This is a genomic window from Vibrio sp. 947 (genome assembly GCF_033339115.1).
GTDB lineage: Bacteria > Pseudomonadota > Gammaproteobacteria > Enterobacterales > Vibrionaceae > Vibrio > Vibrio alginolyticus.
In genome coordinates this window covers 69,869-87,395 of the sequence record NZ_JAWOTX010000024.1, presented here as the reverse complement: position 1 = coordinate 87,395, position 17,527 = coordinate 69,869, and the positions used below count along the sequence as shown (strand labels likewise).

Below are 17,527 nucleotides of genomic sequence, written 5' to 3'. Positions count from 1 at the left end.
CGGATAAATTTGCATCAAAAGCGGTCAAAAGAGCACGTTATTTCTACAGTTCTCTGAATTTATCTGCGAAAAGAGCCACTTTTTCCCAATTGGTGTACTCCACCTCTTTGGTCGTATCAGTTTCGCCACCCGTCATCGACATAATGAACCTAATCATAGTTCTGTCGAACCAGCTGTAACGTGGGTAATAAAGTGCACCAGCAAAAACACCTATTAGCGTTGGTTTCCAAGGCGACTTAATTAGGAACTTGTGAATGTAGGCACTACCTTCAGGTGTATCCTTTCCTTGGTCCTCTTTACGAGCGGTTAGGTTTACGCAGAAAAATGCCACTTTATTTTGCTCCAATTGATTGAGGTTTCGCTCAATAAACTGGTATAGCTTTTTATTAAGATGGCCATAGCGAATAGAGGCGCCTATCAATACTCTGTCGTATTGGCTGAAGTCAATCGTCTCGACATTATGTAAATCCACCAGCTCACAATCGAAGTCTGGAAGTTGTTCATCTATATAGTGGAGAATTTTTTTAGTCTGCCCTTCGCGGGAAGAGTATAGAAATAATGCTTTTGCCACGATTTCCCCTTAGCTACGCCAAAACGTCGGCGTAAGTAGAATAAGTAAGGTAAAGATTTCCAAACGACCAAACAGCATAGAAACTATCAATACCCATTTTGCTTTGTCGTTAACATCACCAAAGTGCAGCGCTACTTCTCCCAAGCCAGGACCGAGGTTGTTCAGAGTCGCAGCCACCGCCGAGAACGCACTGAGCTCATCCATTCCTGTTGCAATCAACCCCAACATACAAACCACAAATACCAATGCGTATGCGGAGAAGAAACCCCAAACCGCATCGACAACACGTTGCGGTAGGGCACTGCCACCTACTTTGATGGTGTAAACCGCGCGTGGATGGACTAAACGTTTTAGTTCACGCGCACCTTGTAAGGTAAGAAGCAGGATACGGATCACTTTCATGCCGCCGCCTGTTGAACCAGCACAACCACCTATAAAGGAAGAGAACAATAACAGCACAGGTAAGAAGAGCGGCCAATCCGCAAAACCTGTTGTCGTAAAGCCCGCTGTTGTGGATATTGATACGGTTTGGAACAGAGCCTGATCGAAAGCATCGTATGTCGATGTGTAAGAGTGATGTTTCAGTAATAATAGAAAGCAAATGATAAATAGCAGCACTTGAATGAACAAGAAGGCACGAAACTCAGGATCTTTCCAGTAATACTTGGGATGTACGCCACCTGATGCAAATGCAGCAAAGTGCAGTGTGTAGTTACATGCAGATATAAGCAGAAAAACCACGGTAATAAGATTAATCGCGTAACTATCAAAGTATCCGATGCTGGCATCGTGGGTAGAGAAGCCACCAATGGCAATGGTTGAAAAGCTGTGACTGATGGCGTCAAATGGCGTCATACCAGCTAACCAAAAAGCCGAAGCACAGGCGATAGTCAGGCTCAGATAGATGTACCAAAGCGCCTTAGCAGTTTCTGCTATGCGCGGCGTCACTTTAGTGTCCTTGACTGGACCTGGGATCTCGGCGCGGTAAAGCTGCATACCACCGATGCCAAGTACTGGCAAAATCGCCACCGCTAATACGATGATTCCCATACCGCCGAACCACTGCAGTAACTGTCGATAGAATAGAATCGCTTTAGGTAACTCATCCAAACCAACAATAACGGTCGCCCCGGTCGTCGTGAGAGCAGAAAACGATTCAAAAAACGCATCTGTCACTGAGACGTTCGGATTGTCAGCAATGAGAAAGGGGATCGAGCCTGCACTGCCAAGTACTGTCCAGAATAAGACGACAATAAGAAAGCCATCTCGAGCTTTAAGCTCGTGCTTATACCTGCGGTTTGGGTACCAACAAACGGCCCCACAAAACAGCAGAACAAAAAATGTCGTGACAAAAGGCACACCAGCACCATCTCGATAGATCAGCGCAACGAGTGCTGGCGCAAGCATAGTGACACTAAAGAGTGCGAGCAGTAGCCCGACGATTCGAATAATTGAACGAAATTGCATGGATAAATTGACTAGCGAAGCTGTCCCTGTTGCTTCCTGTTTTTCATTATTGTCCGTCTAGCGGAGTGACAATTGCCTTTGCCCCGCTTTTATTGATGATTGCTTGGGTAAACGCGCTCACTTCTCGAAGCTCAATTTCCACCACTAATACGACCTGATCGCTGTATTCAGCCTCGACTTCTATCGCACCAAATTGCGGCATGATTGATTGTGCGATAGGCATAAACCCATAGTCTAACGTTAGTCTGAGCTTTGTGGTTATTTTTTTCTCAATAGTTTGAAGCAGCTTGAGCGCTTGTTGAACCCCACCCCCATACGCTTTAACCAAGCCGCCTGTACCTAACTTGATTCCACCAGAGTATCGCGTGACCACAGCCGTGATCTCCCCCACCCCAGATCCAGACAGCTGCGCCAGGATTGGTTTGCCTGCCGTCCCTGAAGGTTCTCCATCATCACTAAAGCCCCACTTCATCGAATCTTCTGGTCGACCAGCAACAAAGCCCCAACAGTTATGTCTAGCATCAGCGTGTTTAGCTTTGATTTGATCAACAAATGCTTTTGCAGCTTCGATACTTGGCGTGTGTGCCAAATAAGTAATGAAGACGCTCTTTTTAATTTCTTCTTCAAATTGAGCGGGCTCTGCTGGAATCAGATAAGGCTTGTCATTCATAGGATTATGGATTCATGTCTATTTGCCTGAAGTCTATCACGAGTGTGATTTACCCGTCGCATAAGATCTGCCACAGCGCACAATGTTAAACACTTGTTTAAAAAATGTATTGAAATTAAACAATCCACGATCCAAACTAACCTTACTGGTCAAACCAGAACAAAAATAAAACGACTTCCTCGATACCTATTTGCCGAGGTACACGGCGTCGTTGAAATAGGTATACAGACAATCCACGATTGTATGTCATGGAGATAGACAATGATTTACCAAGCCGAAACCCTACAGGTAAAGGAAATACAAGATGGTATTGCAGAGCTAAGCTTCTGCTCTCCAAAATCCGTCAACAAACTCGACCTAGCGACATTAGAATCGCTAGATAAAGCTATTGATGCGCTCATTGCCCATCAAGGCCTCAAGGGGTTGTTGCTCACTTCAGATAAAGACGCATTCATTGTAGGCGCAGACATTACCGAGTTTTTAGGTCTGTTTGCTAAAACGGATGCCGAGCTCGACCAATGGCTGCAATTTGCTAATAGCATCTTTAACAAATTAGAAGACTTACCCGTTCCGACCATCTCAGTGATCAAAGGCCACGCTCTTGGTGGCGGTTGTGAATGTGTGCTAGCAACAGACATGCGTATTGGTGACAAAACCACCAGCATCGGCCTACCAGAAACGAAACTGGGAATCATGCCGGGCTTTGGTGGTTGTGTACGCTTACCTCGCGTTATTGGCGCAGACAGCGCAATGGAAATCATCACCCAAGGTAAAGCATGCCGAGCTGATGAAGCATTGAAAATTGGCTTACTCGATGCTGTTGTAGAGACTGATGCTTTATACGAATCAGCACTACAAACTCTTAACTCTGCAATTAATGAGAAACTTGACTGGCAAGCACGCCGAGCACAGAAAACATCTCCGCTAACGCTGAGTAAGCTTGAATCAATGATGAGCTTCACCATGGCGAAGGGTCTGGTGGCACAAAAAGCAGGTCCTCACTACCCTGCCCCAATGACAGCCGTTATCACGATTGAAGAAGGTGCTCGCTTTGCACGTAATGAAGCGTTAGACATTGAACGTAAGCACTTCGTGAAATTGGCTAAAACGGAAGAAGCAAAATCACTCGTTGGCCTATTCCTTAATGATCAATACATCAAAGGCATTGCGAAAAAAGCAGCGAAGTCAGCAAGTAAAGACACGCAACGTGCAGCCGTATTAGGTGCAGGTATCATGGGTGGCGGCATTGCTTACCAATCAGCGCTAAAAGGTGTGCCAGTCTTGATGAAAGACATCGCACAAGCGTCGCTCGACCTAGGCATGACTGAAGCATCTAAGCTGCTGAATAAACGCTTATCTCGCAGTCGCATTGATGGCTTTAAGATGGCGGGTATTTTAGCGTCAATCACACCGAGCTTACATTACGCAGGTATTGAAAACTCTGATGTGATTGTTGAAGCTGTCGTTGAAAACCCGAAAGTAAAAGCAGCAGTTTTGAGTGAAGTTGAGTCCCATGTCGGTGACGACACCGTTATCACCTCAAACACCTCGACGATTCCTATCAACCTATTGGCAAAATCACTAAAACGCCCAGAAAACTTCTGTGGTATGCACTTCTTCAACCCAGTGCATCGTATGCCTCTTGTTGAGATCATCCGTGGTGAGCACACCTCTGATGAAACCATCAATCGTGTTGTGGCGTATGCTGCGAAAATGGGCAAATCACCAATTGTCGTTAATGACTGCCCAGGGTTCTTCGTTAACCGCGTATTGTTCCCATACTTTGGCGGCTTCAGCATGCTACTTCGTGATGGTGCTGACTTTACGAAAATCGACAAAGTCATGGAGCGTAAGTTTGGCTGGCCGATGGGACCGGCGTACTTGCTTGACGTAGTCGGCATTGATACCGCGCACCACGCACAAGCTGTGATGGCAGAGGGTTTCCCTGAGCGTATGGGTAAACAAGGTCGTGATGCGATTGATGCACTGTTCGAAGCAGACAAATATGGTCAGAAAAATGGTAATGGCTTCTACAGCTACACCATAGATAAAAAAGGTAAGCCGAAGAAAACCTTCTCCGAATCGATCTTACCAGTACTTGCTGACGTTTGTGCCGATAAGCAGGACTTTGACGATCAGACCATCATTCAACGTATGATGATTCCAATGATCAACGAAGTGGTGCTGTGCCTACAAGAAGGCATCATCGCGACTCCGCAGGAAGCAGATATGGCATTGGTTTATGGTCTTGGTTTCCCTCCATTCCGCGGTGGCGTATTCCGCTATCTAGACAGCGTGGGTATTGCTGAATACGTTGAAATGGCAAAACAACACGCCGAGCTAGGTGCGATGTACCAAGTACCGCAAATGCTGATTGATATGGCGGCGAAAGGTGAAAGCTTTTACGGTGCACAACAGCAAGGTTCTATCTAAGGAGGGATTCTAAAATGACTAATCAAACAAGAAATGTTGTCGTAGTCGATTGTCTACGTACTCCAATGGGTCGCTCTAAAGGTGGTGCTTTCCGTCATACACGAGCAGAAGATCTATCTGCGCGCCTAATGAAAGGCATTCTTGCGCGTAACCCACAAGTGAACCCAAGCGAGATTGAAGACATCTACTGGGGCTGTGTACAGCAAACACTAGAGCAAGGCTTTAACGTTGCACGTAATGCGGCGCTGCTTGCTGGTCTGCCGATTGAAATTGGCGCCGTGACGGTGAACCGCTTGTGTGGCTCATCAATGCAAGCGCTTCACGACGGTACACGTGCCATCATGACTGGCGATGCTGAAATCTGCCTAATTGGTGGTGTTGAGCACATGGGGCATGTGCCAATGAACCACGGTGTAGACTTTCACCCAAGTATGTCAAAGAACGTAGCAAAAGCTGCGGGTATGATGGGCTTAACGGCTGAAATGCTTGGTAAATTACATGGTATTAGCCGTGAGCAACAAGACGAGTTTGCCGCTCGCTCTCACGCTCGTGCGCACGCAGCAACCGTAGAGGGTCGTTTTAAAAACGAAATTCTACCAATTGAAGGCCACGCAGCAGACGGCACACTGTTCACTCTGGATTACGACGAAGTGATTCGCCCTGAAACATCCGTTGAAGGTCTATCTCAACTTCGCCCAGTGTTCGACCCTGCAAACGGTACAGTAACAGCCGGTACATCATCGGCTCTGTCTGATGGTGCATCAGCGATGTTGATCATGAGTGAAGAGAAAGCCAATGAGCTTGGCTTGAAGATTCGTGCACGTATTAAAGGCATGGCCATTGCGGGCTGCGATCCTTCTATTATGGGTTACGGTCCTGTACCTGCGACGAAAAAAGCGCTCAAGCGTGCCGGTCTTTCAATTGAAGACATGGGTGTGGTTGAGCTAAACGAAGCATTTGCCGCGCAGTCTCTGCCGTGTGCTAAAGACTTAGGCCTGCTTGATGTTATGGATGAGAAGGTCAACCTTAACGGTGGTGCGATAGCATTGGGTCATCCACTAGGCTGTTCTGGTTCACGTATCTCAACAACGTTGATCAACCTAATGGAAGCCAAAGACGCGAAATACGGTCTGGCCACCATGTGTATCGGTTTGGGTCAGGGCATTGCGACAGTATTTGAACGACCATAACAGTTCAAGACGTTGTTGTAGTGATCGAGCCAACAATCATAAGCAAATGAACTAGTACTAAAATTTTTAGTATTACACTTAAGGGCGACAATTGATGTCGCCCTTTGTTTTACATCAAACATGCATGAAGAGCATACATTAAATGCTCAAGTTTCATTTTATTCATAGACAAAGAAGACATACACTTAGACCAGTTGATATCTTGCTGCATGTGACCCAGAGTCATGCTACCGCACAATCGGAGAACCTTATGTTTAATGCTCTAGTTCTAAATCAAGAAGACAAACGTACTATCGCTAACATCGAGCAAATCGATGAAACACAACTGCCTGAAGGCGACGTTCTGGTTGACGTTGATTACTCATCGTTAAACTACAAAGACGGCCTTGCGATCACAGGTAAAGGTAAAATCATCCGTAACTTCCCGATGGTGCCAGGTATTGACCTAGCAGGTACGGTAGTAAGCTCAGAAGACGGCCGCTACCAAGCTGGTGACAAAGTTGTCCTTACTGGCTGGGGCGTGGGTGAAAACCACTGGGGTGGTATGTCTCAGCGTGCTCGTCTAAAAGCGGATTGGCTAGTACCACTACCAAAAGGTCTAGACAGCAAGAAAGCAATGATGGTTGGTACTGCTGGCTTCACTGGTATGCTGTGTGTTCAAGCACTGCTTGATGCAGGCATCAAACCTGAAAATGGCGAAATCCTAGTAACTGGCGCAAGTGGCGGTGTAGGCTCAGTCGCAGTAACGCTTCTAGCACAGCTTGGCTACAAAGTTGCTGCAGTGACAGGTCGTGTAGAGAAAAATGGCCCGCTACTTGAAAAACTAGGTGCTAGCCGCATCATCGACCGTACTGAATTTGAAGAACCAGCACGTCCGCTTGAAAAACAAGTATGGGCAGGTGCGGTTGATACTGTAGGCAGCAAAGTACTAGCAAAAGTATTGGCGCAAATGGATTACAACAGTGCAGTTGCAGCTTGTGGTCTTGCAGGTGGTTTTGATCTACCAACCACAGTGATGCCGTTCATCCTACGTAATGTTCGCCTACAAGGTGTGGACTCAGTAATGTGCCCAACAGAGAAACGTATCGCTGCATGGGAAAAGCTGGTAGAGCTACTACCAGACAGCTACTTCGAGCAAGCGTGTACTGAAGTTGCTCTTGCTGAAGCACCGAAATATGCAGAAGACATCACCAACGGTCAAGTAACGGGTCGTGTGGTTATCAAGCTATAAACACTGACTCAGTGTAAACAGACGAAGAGCCGGCATTGCTGGCTCTTTTTTGTTAGCAGTTCAGTCCCATATCTTCGATACGTTTAGCTATCAGACGACTACACTCTTCACGCACAATCGTTCTTAACCATTCTTGAGCGGGAGAATGCTCGCAACGCGCATGCCAAATCATCGAGTATTCAAACGGCGTGAATTGGAATGGTAACGGTTTCACCACCAAGTCATAACGCTCGGCAACCAGATACGCCAAATCCGCTGGCACTGTGATGATAATTGGCAAGGTATCCATGATCGCCAATGCGGCTTCTAAATGGTACGCCCGCAGGACCATTTTACGCTTAGGTTTCTCCATCAAAGCTTGTTCGATCAGTGCCTTAACACCATCACTGATGGCGATCATGGCATGTGGATGACTCAGATAATCATCCAAGCTCATTTCTTTATTCGCTAATGGATGCTGTTTTGAAAGCATACACAGCACCCCCACTCGCCCCAACACTTCACTGCGTAGAGGCTCCACCGGGCCTGTCGGGCGACAAATCGCTAAGTCTGCACCTTCATAAGTGAGCTGATCTGATAAACGGTCGTGTTGCAGTGGTAAGAAGTTGAAAGACACGTTTGGCGCTTCTTGGTAAATTCTCGGCAAAGCGAACGGTAAGATCGTTTGCATGGCATAGTCGGTGGTCACGATGTTGAAAGTCTGTACGCATTGCAATGGGTCAAACTCAACCGGAGATAACAACTGACGTAAAGACTCTAATGGTTCGCCCAATGAGCGATCGATCTCTAACGCTTTCTGAGTTGGGATCAAATGCTGTCCCTGACGAGTAAACAGCGGGTCTCCCAATAAGTCGCGTAGACGACCAAGCACACGACTCATTGCCGATTGACTCAAGTTCAGACGTGTTGCCGCCTTACTGACACTGTTTTCTTCTATCAGTACTCGCAACGCAACCAGTAAATTTAAATCTCGGCGATAGATGTCTTCCAGTTCCACAAATTAGCCACTTATTTTGTATGTGTTTGGGTAAATTGTACTCTTTAGGCAAAAAAAATCCCGCCTTTCAGCGGATAGTTTCCGTGGGACGTGTGGGTTTATAGATATGTGTTACATAACAATACGACATTGTGTACAAATTATAAAGCTTCCAACCCATTGCTGGTGGTGCTTCTTGGTGGAGATATTAAGGTAAATATCTTGCGTGCTTCGTTTAGTAGCGCAAATACAACGTGCTAGTTATAAAGCCTTTGTTTGAAATATCCTAGGCTGCTTCCTCTTTGTGCTTCTTCACTATGCGTTGAACTGACGACAAACTTATACCTATCTGTTCTGCAATCTTTCTTTGTGGTACACCATCGTTAAGCAATGCAATCACCTCAGCTTTCTGTCTTATCGCTGTTGAACGACCTTTGTAAACACCTTTTGCTTTAGCAATCTCAATACCTTCACGCTGTCTCTCTTTCTTGATATCGACCTCAAACTGGTACACAGCGCCGATAAGGTTTAGCAAAAGTTCATTTGTAGGGTTTGACTTATCACCTGTAAAAGTAAGGTTTTCTTTTGCAAAGGTAACTGTTACGCCTTTACTAGTGATTTGATGGAGTAACTCGTTTAAATCCTTCAAGGAGCGCGCTAGACGGCTTATATCATCGACTAACACCTCATCACCTACAGACAGATTAACTAACATGTTTGTAAGCTCTGGGCGCTTTGTAGAACGTCCAGACACTTTATCGATGATTTGCACATAACCTTCTGGTGTTTTCACTTCCTGACGTTCAGTGTGCTGCTCTGCGGTACTCACTCGGATGTAATGATACTTAGTCATTGTCACTCTCCCTTACTGAATTAATCTAGTTGCATAGTAGTGTAATTCTTTTGTATTCACAAGTCTAAACCCTAGATATTTTGCAGATTGAAGTGTATTTATGCTAGTAATTACGTTGCTTTTGTATTCATTTAATTTGCATTTTTTAGGGTATACATGTGAACACAAGGCTAGAGTCGCACTGGGTTTTTAGCGTTAAATCATTACTTAGAAAAATTATTGGAGAATGTGATATGGCAAGCGGGGGCTGTTAAGCAAATTGATGTATATTAAACCTTTGTCGATAGATTAAGGTTCTAGTATGTCTTACAAACCGTGGTACTTAATACCTTTAGTTCTTTGTTCATTCGGTAGCATTGCTAAGGAGCCACCTAAAAGTTATTCTTTTGAGATCAAACAAGTATTTGATTCAACGAAAAACAAAGAAGAATACCAATCGCTTATTCAACAAGTGAGAGAATCACAAGACGCATTTAAACAAGATGAATCTATAGGTGCAGCTCTCAGGCCAATTTGTACACGAGGACGTGACTTCATCAATGGTATGTCTAAGGTGATACTGAATGTAGAAGATGTAGAATTTAAACAAGAATACGAGATTAGCTACCTTCCGGGCACCGACTTTAATGCCGACCTACCTAGCTATATTGTCGATTGTAATTTCTTCACAAAAAAGTCTGAGAACTTACCGAAATCCGTCAAGGTGAACTATAGAGAAACAATGAAACTAGATAAGTTTTCCGGCTCTTATGAGTTCAAAGTTAGCCTTCGATAGCATTAGCAAAAACTAAAGTATTGATTCTCATATAACCAAAACAAGTTCTTCTTTTTCATGTGGTTGATGTCGCCATTACTTCGAAAAGTCAGTTTGGTGTTATCGGTAAAAATTACAACGTGGTTGATACCTTTTGACTTCAAACTGGCTTGAACAATGGTTTGTTTATCCGTGGAATGATTCCAACCATGATTGAGTTGAGCTAATGCTTTGGTTTTAGCTGTTTTGGCATGTTGCAGAGCGAGATTAAGAGATATTAAGCTGTCACGCTTGGTACTGTACTTGTTCAAGGCACAAGACTTCAGCTCAATCCACCAGCCTGTACTCATATCGTAGAAGTCACCAACAGCAAGAAAACTGTCTCCGTTGCTATCCTTGAATGTCAAATCAAAAGGCTTGCTGGTGGAGTTGTAGAGTAAGTTTGGGTGACGCTGGTGAAATAGATATTCTTGCTCAGAATCGTACAAGCCATTAGAAGGGGAACTCTCCCCATTCGTCATTTGAAAGAATGTTTTCATGTTCATCTTCTTCTGGAGATATGGAGGTGACATCAATCGCAATTGTGTTTTTGTGTTTCTTGATTGATGGATGAGCATCGAGTCGTGACTTCAACATCTGGGAGGTTTTGAAACTGTCACCAGTGTATTCACTTGGTAGAACCTGTTTAGGGTCTGCCTTAGCTAAATAGCTGAGATGATGAAACAAAGCTGCAAAATGCTCTGGCTGAGTATTCTTGATTGGATGTTTTAGCGGTCGGTTTTTCCAGTCACGCTCAAGTTCTTTTGGGGTATGTACTGTATTGCTAATATGCACTTTGCCGTGTTTCCAATGCTTCTTGATTAGCTCGGCTAAGACTGTTGTTGACTGAGTGATATCACGATTAAAAGCAAAGACAACATGGTAATGAAACCCCACAGCTTCTTTGCTGCTGTCGCCAATAGGACGGTGCTCTAATTTCCAAACGGTGTGCAAAGGAACTTTATTGTCCTTAACTTTCAAACTACGTCTTAATTCTTTAAGGAGCTTAGTGATGTTATCAGGCTGATGTTGGGCATTATCCGAATAGTTCAGCGTTAGGATTAGGAAGGTGTACCTGTATACTCGGTGGTTAAGGTACTCCCACCACTTAACTAACGAGGTCAGATGATCATAATCGTAGCTGTAACTTTTATTAACACGATACGCACTTCGAAAGAGATAACCCTTATCTTTAATTGGTATGTATTCTTTACTCATAATCGTTCATTCCATTCACTATTACACTTACCACACAACCCACCAATAGTCGAAACCCTTACAGAGCAAGGGCTGGGAGTCGGTATCTACATTTCACCCAAAAGAATATTGAATATCTATTCAAGGCTTATGCAAAAAGGCCCTAAGTAGGGTTACTATTCTCACTTGACTTTGTTCAACTACGGGAATGACAACAAACTAAAATTTACACATATGCAAATTAAAACTATAGAAATCATATTGTAGTCACATTTAAGTTGCAGGAGAGCAACTCTGGAAGGTTTCGGTTTTTATTGTGTAGGTATGGTCGGTTTTGATGTAAAAGCTTGCCTGAGCGCGTTATAGGCACTTTTAAGACTACTTTCTCATTGCATCTAGTAGCTTACGTTTGAACTCACGCTCTTTTTCTTCTGCTTCAGCAAGTGCTTGTGCTTTTTCTTCGTCCAGTAGGGTTTGAATCTGGTCTTCAATCCATCGCTGTTGTTTAGCTTCAATATCTGATTGGTAATCCACTCGCACCTTGTCTAATGATTCGGCTAACTTCTGCTTAGCTTTTGCTTGTGGTAACTCATAAACAATGCTGATGCCAGCACCAGCCAATCTGTATTTGTCGGATACTATCACGTATTTCTGTTTAAGCTTTTCCGGTACATCGTTGAGAAAATGATAGATAGAAGAATAAAACTCTTTTACGTATTTCCCTTCACGTTCATGTAGCATCTTGGCTGATGCTTCGAGTGTATCTAGTCGCTCTTGGTCAAACTCAATTGGGCAGCGCTCGTTTAATTCGTTGATAATTTCTTGATTCATATTAGTGACTCTCCTGTGTTGGTTGGTATTTGCTGGCGTAATATTGGATTGTGCGGATTGATAGGCTTGGGGCTACTTGTTCGCGGATGATTTGTTCTGCGGTCTTACCCTCAATAAGAGCTTGGATTACTGCCAATACTGGTTGCAAGCGTCGATTTTGAGTGCAGTAGACCATTGCTGCTTCTTGTGTGTAGTGCATAAGATTTCCTTATATTTCAGAAAAAAGAAAAACACACCGATCGCCATTTACTATGGGATAGTGCGTTCAAACCGTATCGCAACTCTAAAAGAGTGCGAATTGTTAAGATCGGCTAGTCAATTAACCAATCCATAGAGCCATATTAACATTAACCAATAAATTTTGCAAGCAATTCATATTGACCTGTCAGTTTATTTGTGCTAGGGGTGATATTGTATTTTGTTGATTATCCTCTGTGCTTCTACCAATTCAATAGATGTGTAGTTAGTAGTTACGGTCTTAGTACCATGACCAACTAATCTATATTTCAACTCCGTACTTAAATGACCAAGCTGAGATATGACGTTATGTCGCAGGCTATATAGGCTTTGTAACTCACCAGCGCTATTCTTCGATGGGATATCGAACATAGGACGCAACTTAACATTGAAGTAGTTTGTTAGATGCTGGCGAGTGAACTTAAACAATTCATTAGAACATGAATCCACATAGTCCCTGAACCCCGCTTTCAGTAACTTACGGTGAACTGGAACTTTTCGAATAGCGTTAGCTGTCTTGCCGGAAAGAATATTAAAATACACAACGTTAGTATCTTCATCTGTCACCACTTGAGACTTGGTTAATGAAGTAACCTCACTGGGGCGCATGCCATGATATACCATCATTAAAATTGCCATAGAATAACTATCACGGACGCCTAAAGCATGTGTTTCAATAGCTGCAACGATTGTCTTTGATAATGGTGCTCGTGTCGTTTTACGATATTCTGGTATTACTAAGTTAGCCATGTCTAACGGGTTTGTCGTGATATAACCTTTGCGCATTGCCGTAATAAAGATATCTTTTAGAAATGCGACTTTATCACCAAGCGCACTCGCCTTTAGCATATCTTCTTCATCTACATCAATATCGCCACTAGCAACTAATTCCCATCGAGATAACCGTTTTTCTTCTTTGCTATCTCCCTCAATGCCGTATTTTGTTATAGAGAATTTGTCTAATTTGGGTAATCCAACAAACGTATTCCACATCTGTTCTAGGTCTTCGAAAGTAATCCTGTCTATTTGTAACCCTTGGAAAGCCGGAACAAAGTCTTTAAAAGCTGCGACTTTGTTTTCGGCTGTTTTGGGTTTTAGCTTGCGTACTTGAATAATATATTGCTTCACATCTTCGAACATATCCTCAAATAACGGTGCTTTAGACTCAGGTTCTGGATTGGGTTCTGCCACCTGATGAACTGAGGGAGGAGTGGTAGATAGCAATGGGGCAAACTTAGTCTTGAGTTCCCCTAGCTCCATACGAGCACGTACAGAATGACCTTTACTGTATGCGTTAGCGAGATTCTTTGCGTGTGTAGTTACTTCACTGTCTAGATGACTTTCCCACTCACTTGCATGAGAAGTGTAATCTCTGAAATCCCAATAGAATTGATGGTCTTCATTGATACTCCATCCCTCGTCTTCATCCCATTGAGATAAATCTTGTACAAGAGGGCTATGATTCGCAGCCGACTCCATTCTTGCTGTTAGCCACTGATTATATGAAGGAGAATCACGTAGATGAGTTGATATATCAACATCAATCGGCGCATTACCGCTACTTTCTTCAACCATCAGGTTGTAATCTCTTGCAGCTTTTGTTTGATGAAACCAGATGTCGAAATAAGACTTCGCTGTTGCACTCATAGGCTCAGTGATTGCCTTGCCTAACCTAACAACTTCATTCACTTTGTTAGAAATAAGCATCTCAATAAACTGGTCAATATCTTCCTTTTCCACCGACACTCCTAATACTTTACTTCGTTCGATAAACGATAAGATATCAGATACATATTGCCGAGACGTAGATGGAGAGTCTGTTTTTAAGCTCTTTCTGTAAACAATGTCTCCAATCCTGTGATTGAAATGAAACATTTCACCGCGCTTGATCGTATGTTTAATTGCTGTCATGTGTGACGCCTATTGTGTTACACGTCACACATGTAGAACTAACAATCTGATTTCAGACAAAAAAAATCCCGCCTTTCAGCGGGGAAGCCCAAGAAAAATGGGGATAGTATCGGAATGAAGTGTCGGTAAAATAAAAATAGGTGAGCGTTATTAAAAGCATTCTGATCCAAGCAAGAAGCGCTAATTTTCTTGCTCAGATGCGCCAGACCATCTGCGCATCTCGATCCAAATCCCAATAATAGTGGCAACCATGCCTACTAGAGGCGTCAAAGAGGTGTCAGCTGGCGTCCTGAGTACCAATGCACAAAACGAGATAAAACACAGCACTGAGTAAATCGTAAGTCTGTCTAACGCTGTTAACATTGCCTCTCCCTTGCCAGTTGTTACCAAATTGTTAATTCAAGGTAAAACAAAAAATTCGGTTTGCCAAGTGGTTATTGAATATTTTTTCAACGAAAGTAAAATTCAACGCTCAGTTAGTTACGAGAATCACACTATGAGCTTTAATCCTGAACTGGCAAACAAGACATTAGAGGCGGAAGGACTGCGCTGCCCAGAGCCAGTGATGATGGTCAGGAAGACAATTCGCAACATGCAAGATGGTGAGATTTTGCTGGTCAAAGCAGACGATCCATCCACAACTCGAGACATTCCGAGTTTCTGCCGCTTTATGGACCATCAATTAGTTGCGGCACAAACGGAGCAAGTTCCGTATCAGTACCTGATCAAGAAAGGATTGGAATAATCTGGTCGAACTAAAAACGGCAGCCTATATTGGCTGCCGTTTGTTTATTCGTCGTATTCGAGTGTGCGAACTTCTGATTGGAGCTTGTTAAGTTGTTTCTTCATTGCCCGCATCTCTTCATGCATAGGAATGATGTGAGCGACACGAATCCACGCTTCTACTGTCAATCCAGTAAGAACGAACGATCCTGCTACAATCGGTAACCACATATCAGTTAGCACCATCGCTAGTAAACACAGCGCTAAACCAAAAGTGAATAAATAACTCTGACTCTTCGGGGACATCCCCATGTAACGTGTAAGCATAAACTTGCCCTCTCGCTATCATTCACACCATTAAACTACCATGACAAGTATGACACTTATATGTCATCCGTCACGCAACGGAACGATTTTGAGTCAGAGTTTGAACTCGCGCAGCACGCCACTAATGATTGATAACTCACATCATTTCACGTGCAAAAAATCAGAACAGTGCAGCCCCTATTGCCAGAGCAATAAACAAAAATGCGGTGATTTTACGGATCAGCCCTAAAGGCATCTTGTCGGCCGACAATTTACCAATCAGGACCACAGGTACATTCGCCAGCAGCATACCGATTGTGGTACCGATAATCACCAAACTTAACGCATCCGCGTATTGCGCCCCTAAGATGGAAGTGGCGATCTGAGTTTTATCGCCTATCTCCGCAACGAAGAACGCGATAAAGCTGGCAATAAATGGGCCTCGATTAGAAATCTGCTCGTCATCATCCAGTTTGTCCGGGATCAGAACCCAAGCCGCCATCGCGACAAAACTGACCACCAGCACCCACTTTAAAATCTCAGGTGATAGATAGTCTGCGACAACCACACCTAACCATGCAGCCAAAGCGTGGTTGGCAATAGTTGCCAAAAAGATTGCTGCAATAATTGGGATTGGTTTTCGGTAACGACTTGCAAGTAATAGAGATAGCAATTGGGTCTTATCGCCAATTTCTGCTAACGCTACAGTAGTAATTGAAATAGCTAAAACGCTCACGACATGCTCATTGGGGCAGGGATTATTATTTTTAACCGAAGACAAACCTCACGCCCCTACCCCGGTTCGTGATGATTTGTCTAAGGTCTTGCTAAACTTGAAAGGCTTCAAGTCTCGAACGCCATGGTGATTTTGCACCAATTATGTTGACGGACGAACCAGATGAAACAGAAACTTCATCAGGTAAGCTACTCCCCAAAGACAGGCGCAATTCTAGCCACCTTTGTTGCGCTTCTCAAGAGCCAAAGCAGGCAAAAACTCCCTTTTAGGAAAAATACAGCAGATAACGCGGTAAAAATTCATTAAAGGAGAAAATCGCCCACGAATTAATCAAGATTAGCTCTACTCCCATGCTCAATATCTGGTTATACTAGATTGTTAATTTATTCAACCGTAATTACTCTTTATCGCCGTTGTTAGAGTTGAAAAACTCGGCATAGATGACGAATTAACGAGTAACAAGAGAATCGCGCGAACCTGACTTATGCAAAAATACGATATCAAAACCTTCCAGGGAATGATCCTCGCGCTGCAGGATTATTGGGCTCAAAATGGTTGTACCATTGTTCAACCGCTAGATATGGAAGTGGGTGCGGGTACCTCTCACCCAATGACCTGTCTACGAGCGCTTGGCCCAGAGCCAATGTCGACAGCTTACGTACAACCTTCACGTCGTCCTACTGATGGCCGTTACGGTGAAAACCCTAACCGTCTTCAGCACTACTACCAATTCCAAGTAGCGCTAAAACCATCGCCTGACAATATTCAAGAGTTGTACCTTGGCTCCCTTGAAGTTCTTGGTATTGACCCTCTTGTACACGACATCCGTTTCGTAGAAGACAACTGGGAAAACCCAACACTAGGCGCATGGGGTCTGGGCTGGGAAGTTTGGCTAAACGGCATGGAAGTGACTCAGTTTACTTACTTCCAGCAAGTTGGTGGTCTTGAGTGTAAGCCAGTAACTGGTGAGATCACTTACGGTATCGAACGTCTAGCAATGTACATCCAAGAAGTAGACTCTGTTTACGACCTAGTTTGGAACATCGCACCAGACGGCAGCAAAGTGACTTACGGTGACATCTTCCACCAAAACGAAGTAGAGCAATCAACTTACAACTTCGAGCACGCAGACGTTGAATTCCTATTTGGCTTCTTCGAACAGTGTGAAAAAGAGTGTAAAGAGCTACTTGAGCTTGAAAAGCCACTGCCACTACCTGCTTACGAGCGCATCCTAAAAGCCGGTCACGCATTCAACCTACTAGACGCACGTAAAGCGATCTCAGTAACTGAACGCCAACGTTACATCCTACGCATCCGCAACCTGACTAAAGCAGTTGCAGAAGCATACTACGCATCGCGTGAAGCTCTTGGCTTCCCAATGTGTAAGAAAGAACAAGCGTAA

General features: G+C 44.0%; 19 protein-coding genes. 6 read left to right on the top strand and 13 right to left on the bottom strand.

The window, feature by feature from the left end; genetic code table 11:
• Positions 1-43 precede the first annotated feature (43 nt).
• The 3 genes from hemG to R7Q39_RS23270 are packed head-to-tail and all read right to left on the bottom strand — an operon-like array spanning position 44 to position 2,708.
• Entirely contained in the window at positions 44-571 is a 528-nt protein-coding gene (hemG, locus tag R7Q39_RS23280) for a menaquinone-dependent protoporphyrinogen IX dehydrogenase (protein ID WP_054577148.1), read from the bottom strand.
• 9 nt (positions 572-580) lie between these two features.
• Positions 581-2,038: a TrkH family potassium uptake protein gene (locus R7Q39_RS23275; protein WP_005378893.1), complete on the bottom strand. Its 1,458-nt coding sequence runs from the start codon at positions 2,036-2,038 to the stop codon at positions 581-583.
• 46 nt (positions 2,039-2,084) lie between these two features.
• Complete coding sequence (locus tag R7Q39_RS23270) at positions 2,085-2,708, bottom strand: YigZ family protein (RefSeq protein WP_005378891.1); 624 nt, start codon at positions 2,706-2,708, stop codon at positions 2,085-2,087.
• A 261-nt stretch (positions 2,709-2,969) separates the two neighbouring features.
• Here R7Q39_RS23270 and fadB point away from each other — a divergent pair, with 261 nt between their 5' ends.
• The 3 genes from fadB (at position 2,970) to R7Q39_RS23255 (ending at position 7,562) form a co-directional block, all read left to right on the top strand.
• Complete coding sequence (fadB, locus tag R7Q39_RS23265; protein WP_258483914.1) at positions 2,970-5,141, top strand: fatty acid oxidation complex subunit alpha FadB; 2,172 nt, start codon at positions 2,970-2,972, stop codon at positions 5,139-5,141.
• Positions 5,142-5,155: 14 nt separating this feature from the next.
• Entirely contained in the window at positions 5,156-6,331 is a 1,176-nt protein-coding gene (fadA, locus tag R7Q39_RS23260; protein ID WP_213901761.1) for an acetyl-CoA C-acyltransferase FadA, read from the top strand.
• Positions 6,332-6,581: 250 nt separating this feature from the next.
• Positions 6,582-7,562 carry an MDR family oxidoreductase gene (locus tag R7Q39_RS23255; RefSeq protein ID WP_158159519.1) on the top strand — a complete coding sequence of 327 codons (981 nt, stop codon included), beginning with the start codon at positions 6,582-6,584 and terminating at the stop codon, positions 7,560-7,562.
• A gap of 52 nt (positions 7,563-7,614) precedes the next feature.
• Here the strand turns inward: R7Q39_RS23255 and R7Q39_RS23250 are convergent, their stop codons facing one another.
• Both R7Q39_RS23250 and R7Q39_RS23245 read right to left on the bottom strand, forming a co-directional pair.
• Positions 7,615-8,559 (bottom strand): LysR family transcriptional regulator, encoded by a 945-nt coding sequence (locus tag R7Q39_RS23250; RefSeq protein WP_017821924.1) that lies wholly within the window; start codon positions 8,557-8,559, stop codon positions 7,615-7,617.
• Between the two features lie 265 nt (positions 8,560-8,824).
• Entirely contained in the window at positions 8,825-9,391 is a 567-nt protein-coding gene (locus R7Q39_RS23245) for a recombinase family protein (RefSeq protein ID WP_318076920.1), read from the bottom strand.
• Positions 9,392-9,692: 301 nt separating this feature from the next.
• Between R7Q39_RS23245 and R7Q39_RS23240 the strand changes: the two genes are divergently transcribed.
• Positions 9,693-10,166, top strand: coding sequence for a hypothetical protein (locus tag R7Q39_RS23240; protein WP_318076919.1), 474 nt, complete (start codon positions 9,693-9,695; stop codon positions 10,164-10,166).
• A gap of 2 nt (positions 10,167-10,168) precedes the next feature.
• Here the strand turns inward: R7Q39_RS23240 and R7Q39_RS23235 are convergent, their stop codons facing one another.
• From R7Q39_RS23235 to R7Q39_RS23210, 6 genes are all read right to left on the bottom strand, one after another.
• Positions 10,169-10,684 carry a hypothetical protein gene (locus tag R7Q39_RS23235; protein WP_318076918.1) on the bottom strand — a complete coding sequence of 172 codons (516 nt, stop codon included), beginning with the start codon at positions 10,682-10,684 and terminating at the stop codon, positions 10,169-10,171.
• Complete coding sequence (locus tag R7Q39_RS23230) at positions 10,638-11,402, bottom strand: inovirus-type Gp2 protein (protein ID WP_318076917.1); 765 nt, start codon at positions 11,400-11,402, stop codon at positions 10,638-10,640. Before R7Q39_RS23230 ends, R7Q39_RS23235 begins: the two co-directional genes overlap by 47 nt.
• 357 nt (positions 11,403-11,759) lie before the next feature.
• A complete protein-coding gene (locus tag R7Q39_RS23225; protein WP_318076916.1) occupies positions 11,760-12,212 on the bottom strand; it encodes a hypothetical protein in 453 nt (150 codons plus the stop codon).
• 1 nt (position 12,213) lies between these two features.
• Positions 12,214-12,411 carry a hypothetical protein gene (locus R7Q39_RS23220; protein WP_318076915.1) on the bottom strand — a complete coding sequence of 66 codons (198 nt, stop codon included), beginning with the start codon at positions 12,409-12,411 and terminating at the stop codon, positions 12,214-12,216.
• Positions 12,412-12,611: 200 nt separating this feature from the next.
• On the bottom strand, positions 12,612-14,360 hold the full coding sequence (locus R7Q39_RS23215) for a hypothetical protein (RefSeq protein WP_318076914.1): 1,749 nt from the start codon (positions 14,358-14,360) through the stop codon (positions 12,612-12,614).
• Positions 14,361-14,540: 180 nt separating this feature from the next.
• Positions 14,541-14,723, bottom strand: a complete 183-nt coding sequence (locus R7Q39_RS23210; RefSeq protein ID WP_005378880.1) for a hypothetical protein — start codon at positions 14,721-14,723, stop codon at positions 14,541-14,543.
• A 133-nt stretch (positions 14,724-14,856) separates the two neighbouring features.
• Between R7Q39_RS23210 and tusA the strand changes: the two genes are divergently transcribed.
• Positions 14,857-15,105, top strand: a complete 249-nt coding sequence (tusA, locus tag R7Q39_RS23205; protein WP_005378879.1) for a sulfurtransferase TusA — start codon at positions 14,857-14,859, stop codon at positions 15,103-15,105.
• A gap of 44 nt (positions 15,106-15,149) precedes the next feature.
• Here tusA and R7Q39_RS23200 read toward each other — a convergent pair whose 3' ends face one another.
• Positions 15,150-15,410 carry a hypothetical protein gene (locus R7Q39_RS23200; protein WP_005378878.1) on the bottom strand — a complete coding sequence of 87 codons (261 nt, stop codon included), beginning with the start codon at positions 15,408-15,410 and terminating at the stop codon, positions 15,150-15,152.
• Positions 15,411-15,570: 160 nt separating this feature from the next.
• Complete coding sequence (locus tag R7Q39_RS23195) at positions 15,571-16,125, bottom strand: TMEM165/GDT1 family protein (protein WP_005378877.1); 555 nt, start codon at positions 16,123-16,125, stop codon at positions 15,571-15,573.
• 484 nt (positions 16,126-16,609) lie between these two features.
• Here R7Q39_RS23195 and glyQ point away from each other — a divergent pair, with 484 nt between their 5' ends.
• On the top strand, positions 16,610-17,527 hold the full coding sequence (gene glyQ, locus R7Q39_RS23190) for a glycine--tRNA ligase subunit alpha (protein ID WP_005383818.1): 918 nt from the start codon (positions 16,610-16,612) through the stop codon (positions 17,525-17,527).

Excerpts from the sequence above, each read along its gene's own strand:
- R7Q39_RS23275 (WP_005378893.1), bottom strand. The coding sequence starts at position 2,038 with ATGCAATTTCGTTCAATTATTCGAATCGTCGGGCTACTGCTCGCACTC.
- R7Q39_RS23270 (WP_005378891.1), bottom strand. The coding sequence starts at position 2,708 with ATGAATGACAAGCCTTATCTGATTCCAGCAGAGCCCGCTCAATTTGAA.
- fadB (WP_258483914.1), top strand. The coding sequence starts at position 2,970 with ATGATTTACCAAGCCGAAACCCTACAGGTAAAGGAAATACAAGATGGT.
- fadA (WP_213901761.1), top strand. The coding sequence starts at position 5,156 with ATGACTAATCAAACAAGAAATGTTGTCGTAGTCGATTGTCTACGTACT.
- R7Q39_RS23255 (WP_158159519.1), top strand. The coding sequence starts at position 6,582 with ATGTTTAATGCTCTAGTTCTAAATCAAGAAGACAAACGTACTATCGCT.
- R7Q39_RS23245 (WP_318076920.1), bottom strand. The coding sequence starts at position 9,391 with ATGACTAAGTATCATTACATCCGAGTGAGTACCGCAGAGCAGCACACT.
- R7Q39_RS23240 (WP_318076919.1), top strand. The coding sequence starts at position 9,693 with ATGTCTTACAAACCGTGGTACTTAATACCTTTAGTTCTTTGTTCATTC.
- R7Q39_RS23235 (WP_318076918.1), bottom strand. The coding sequence starts at position 10,684 with ATGAAAACATTCTTTCAAATGACGAATGGGGAGAGTTCCCCTTCTAAT.
- R7Q39_RS23230 (WP_318076917.1), bottom strand. The coding sequence starts at position 11,402 with ATGAGTAAAGAATACATACCAATTAAAGATAAGGGTTATCTCTTTCGA.
- R7Q39_RS23225 (WP_318076916.1), bottom strand. The coding sequence starts at position 12,212 with ATGAATCAAGAAATTATCAACGAATTAAACGAGCGCTGCCCAATTGAG.
- R7Q39_RS23220 (WP_318076915.1), bottom strand. The coding sequence starts at position 12,411 with ATGCACTACACACAAGAAGCAGCAATGGTCTACTGCACTCAAAATCGA.
- R7Q39_RS23215 (WP_318076914.1), bottom strand. The coding sequence starts at position 14,360 with ATGACAGCAATTAAACATACGATCAAGCGCGGTGAAATGTTTCATTTC.
- R7Q39_RS23210 (WP_005378880.1), bottom strand. The coding sequence starts at position 14,723 with ATGTTAACAGCGTTAGACAGACTTACGATTTACTCAGTGCTGTGTTTT.
- tusA (WP_005378879.1), top strand. The coding sequence starts at position 14,857 with ATGAGCTTTAATCCTGAACTGGCAAACAAGACATTAGAGGCGGAAGGA.
- R7Q39_RS23200 (WP_005378878.1), bottom strand. The coding sequence starts at position 15,410 with ATGCTTACACGTTACATGGGGATGTCCCCGAAGAGTCAGAGTTATTTA.
- glyQ (WP_005383818.1), top strand. The coding sequence starts at position 16,610 with ATGCAAAAATACGATATCAAAACCTTCCAGGGAATGATCCTCGCGCTG.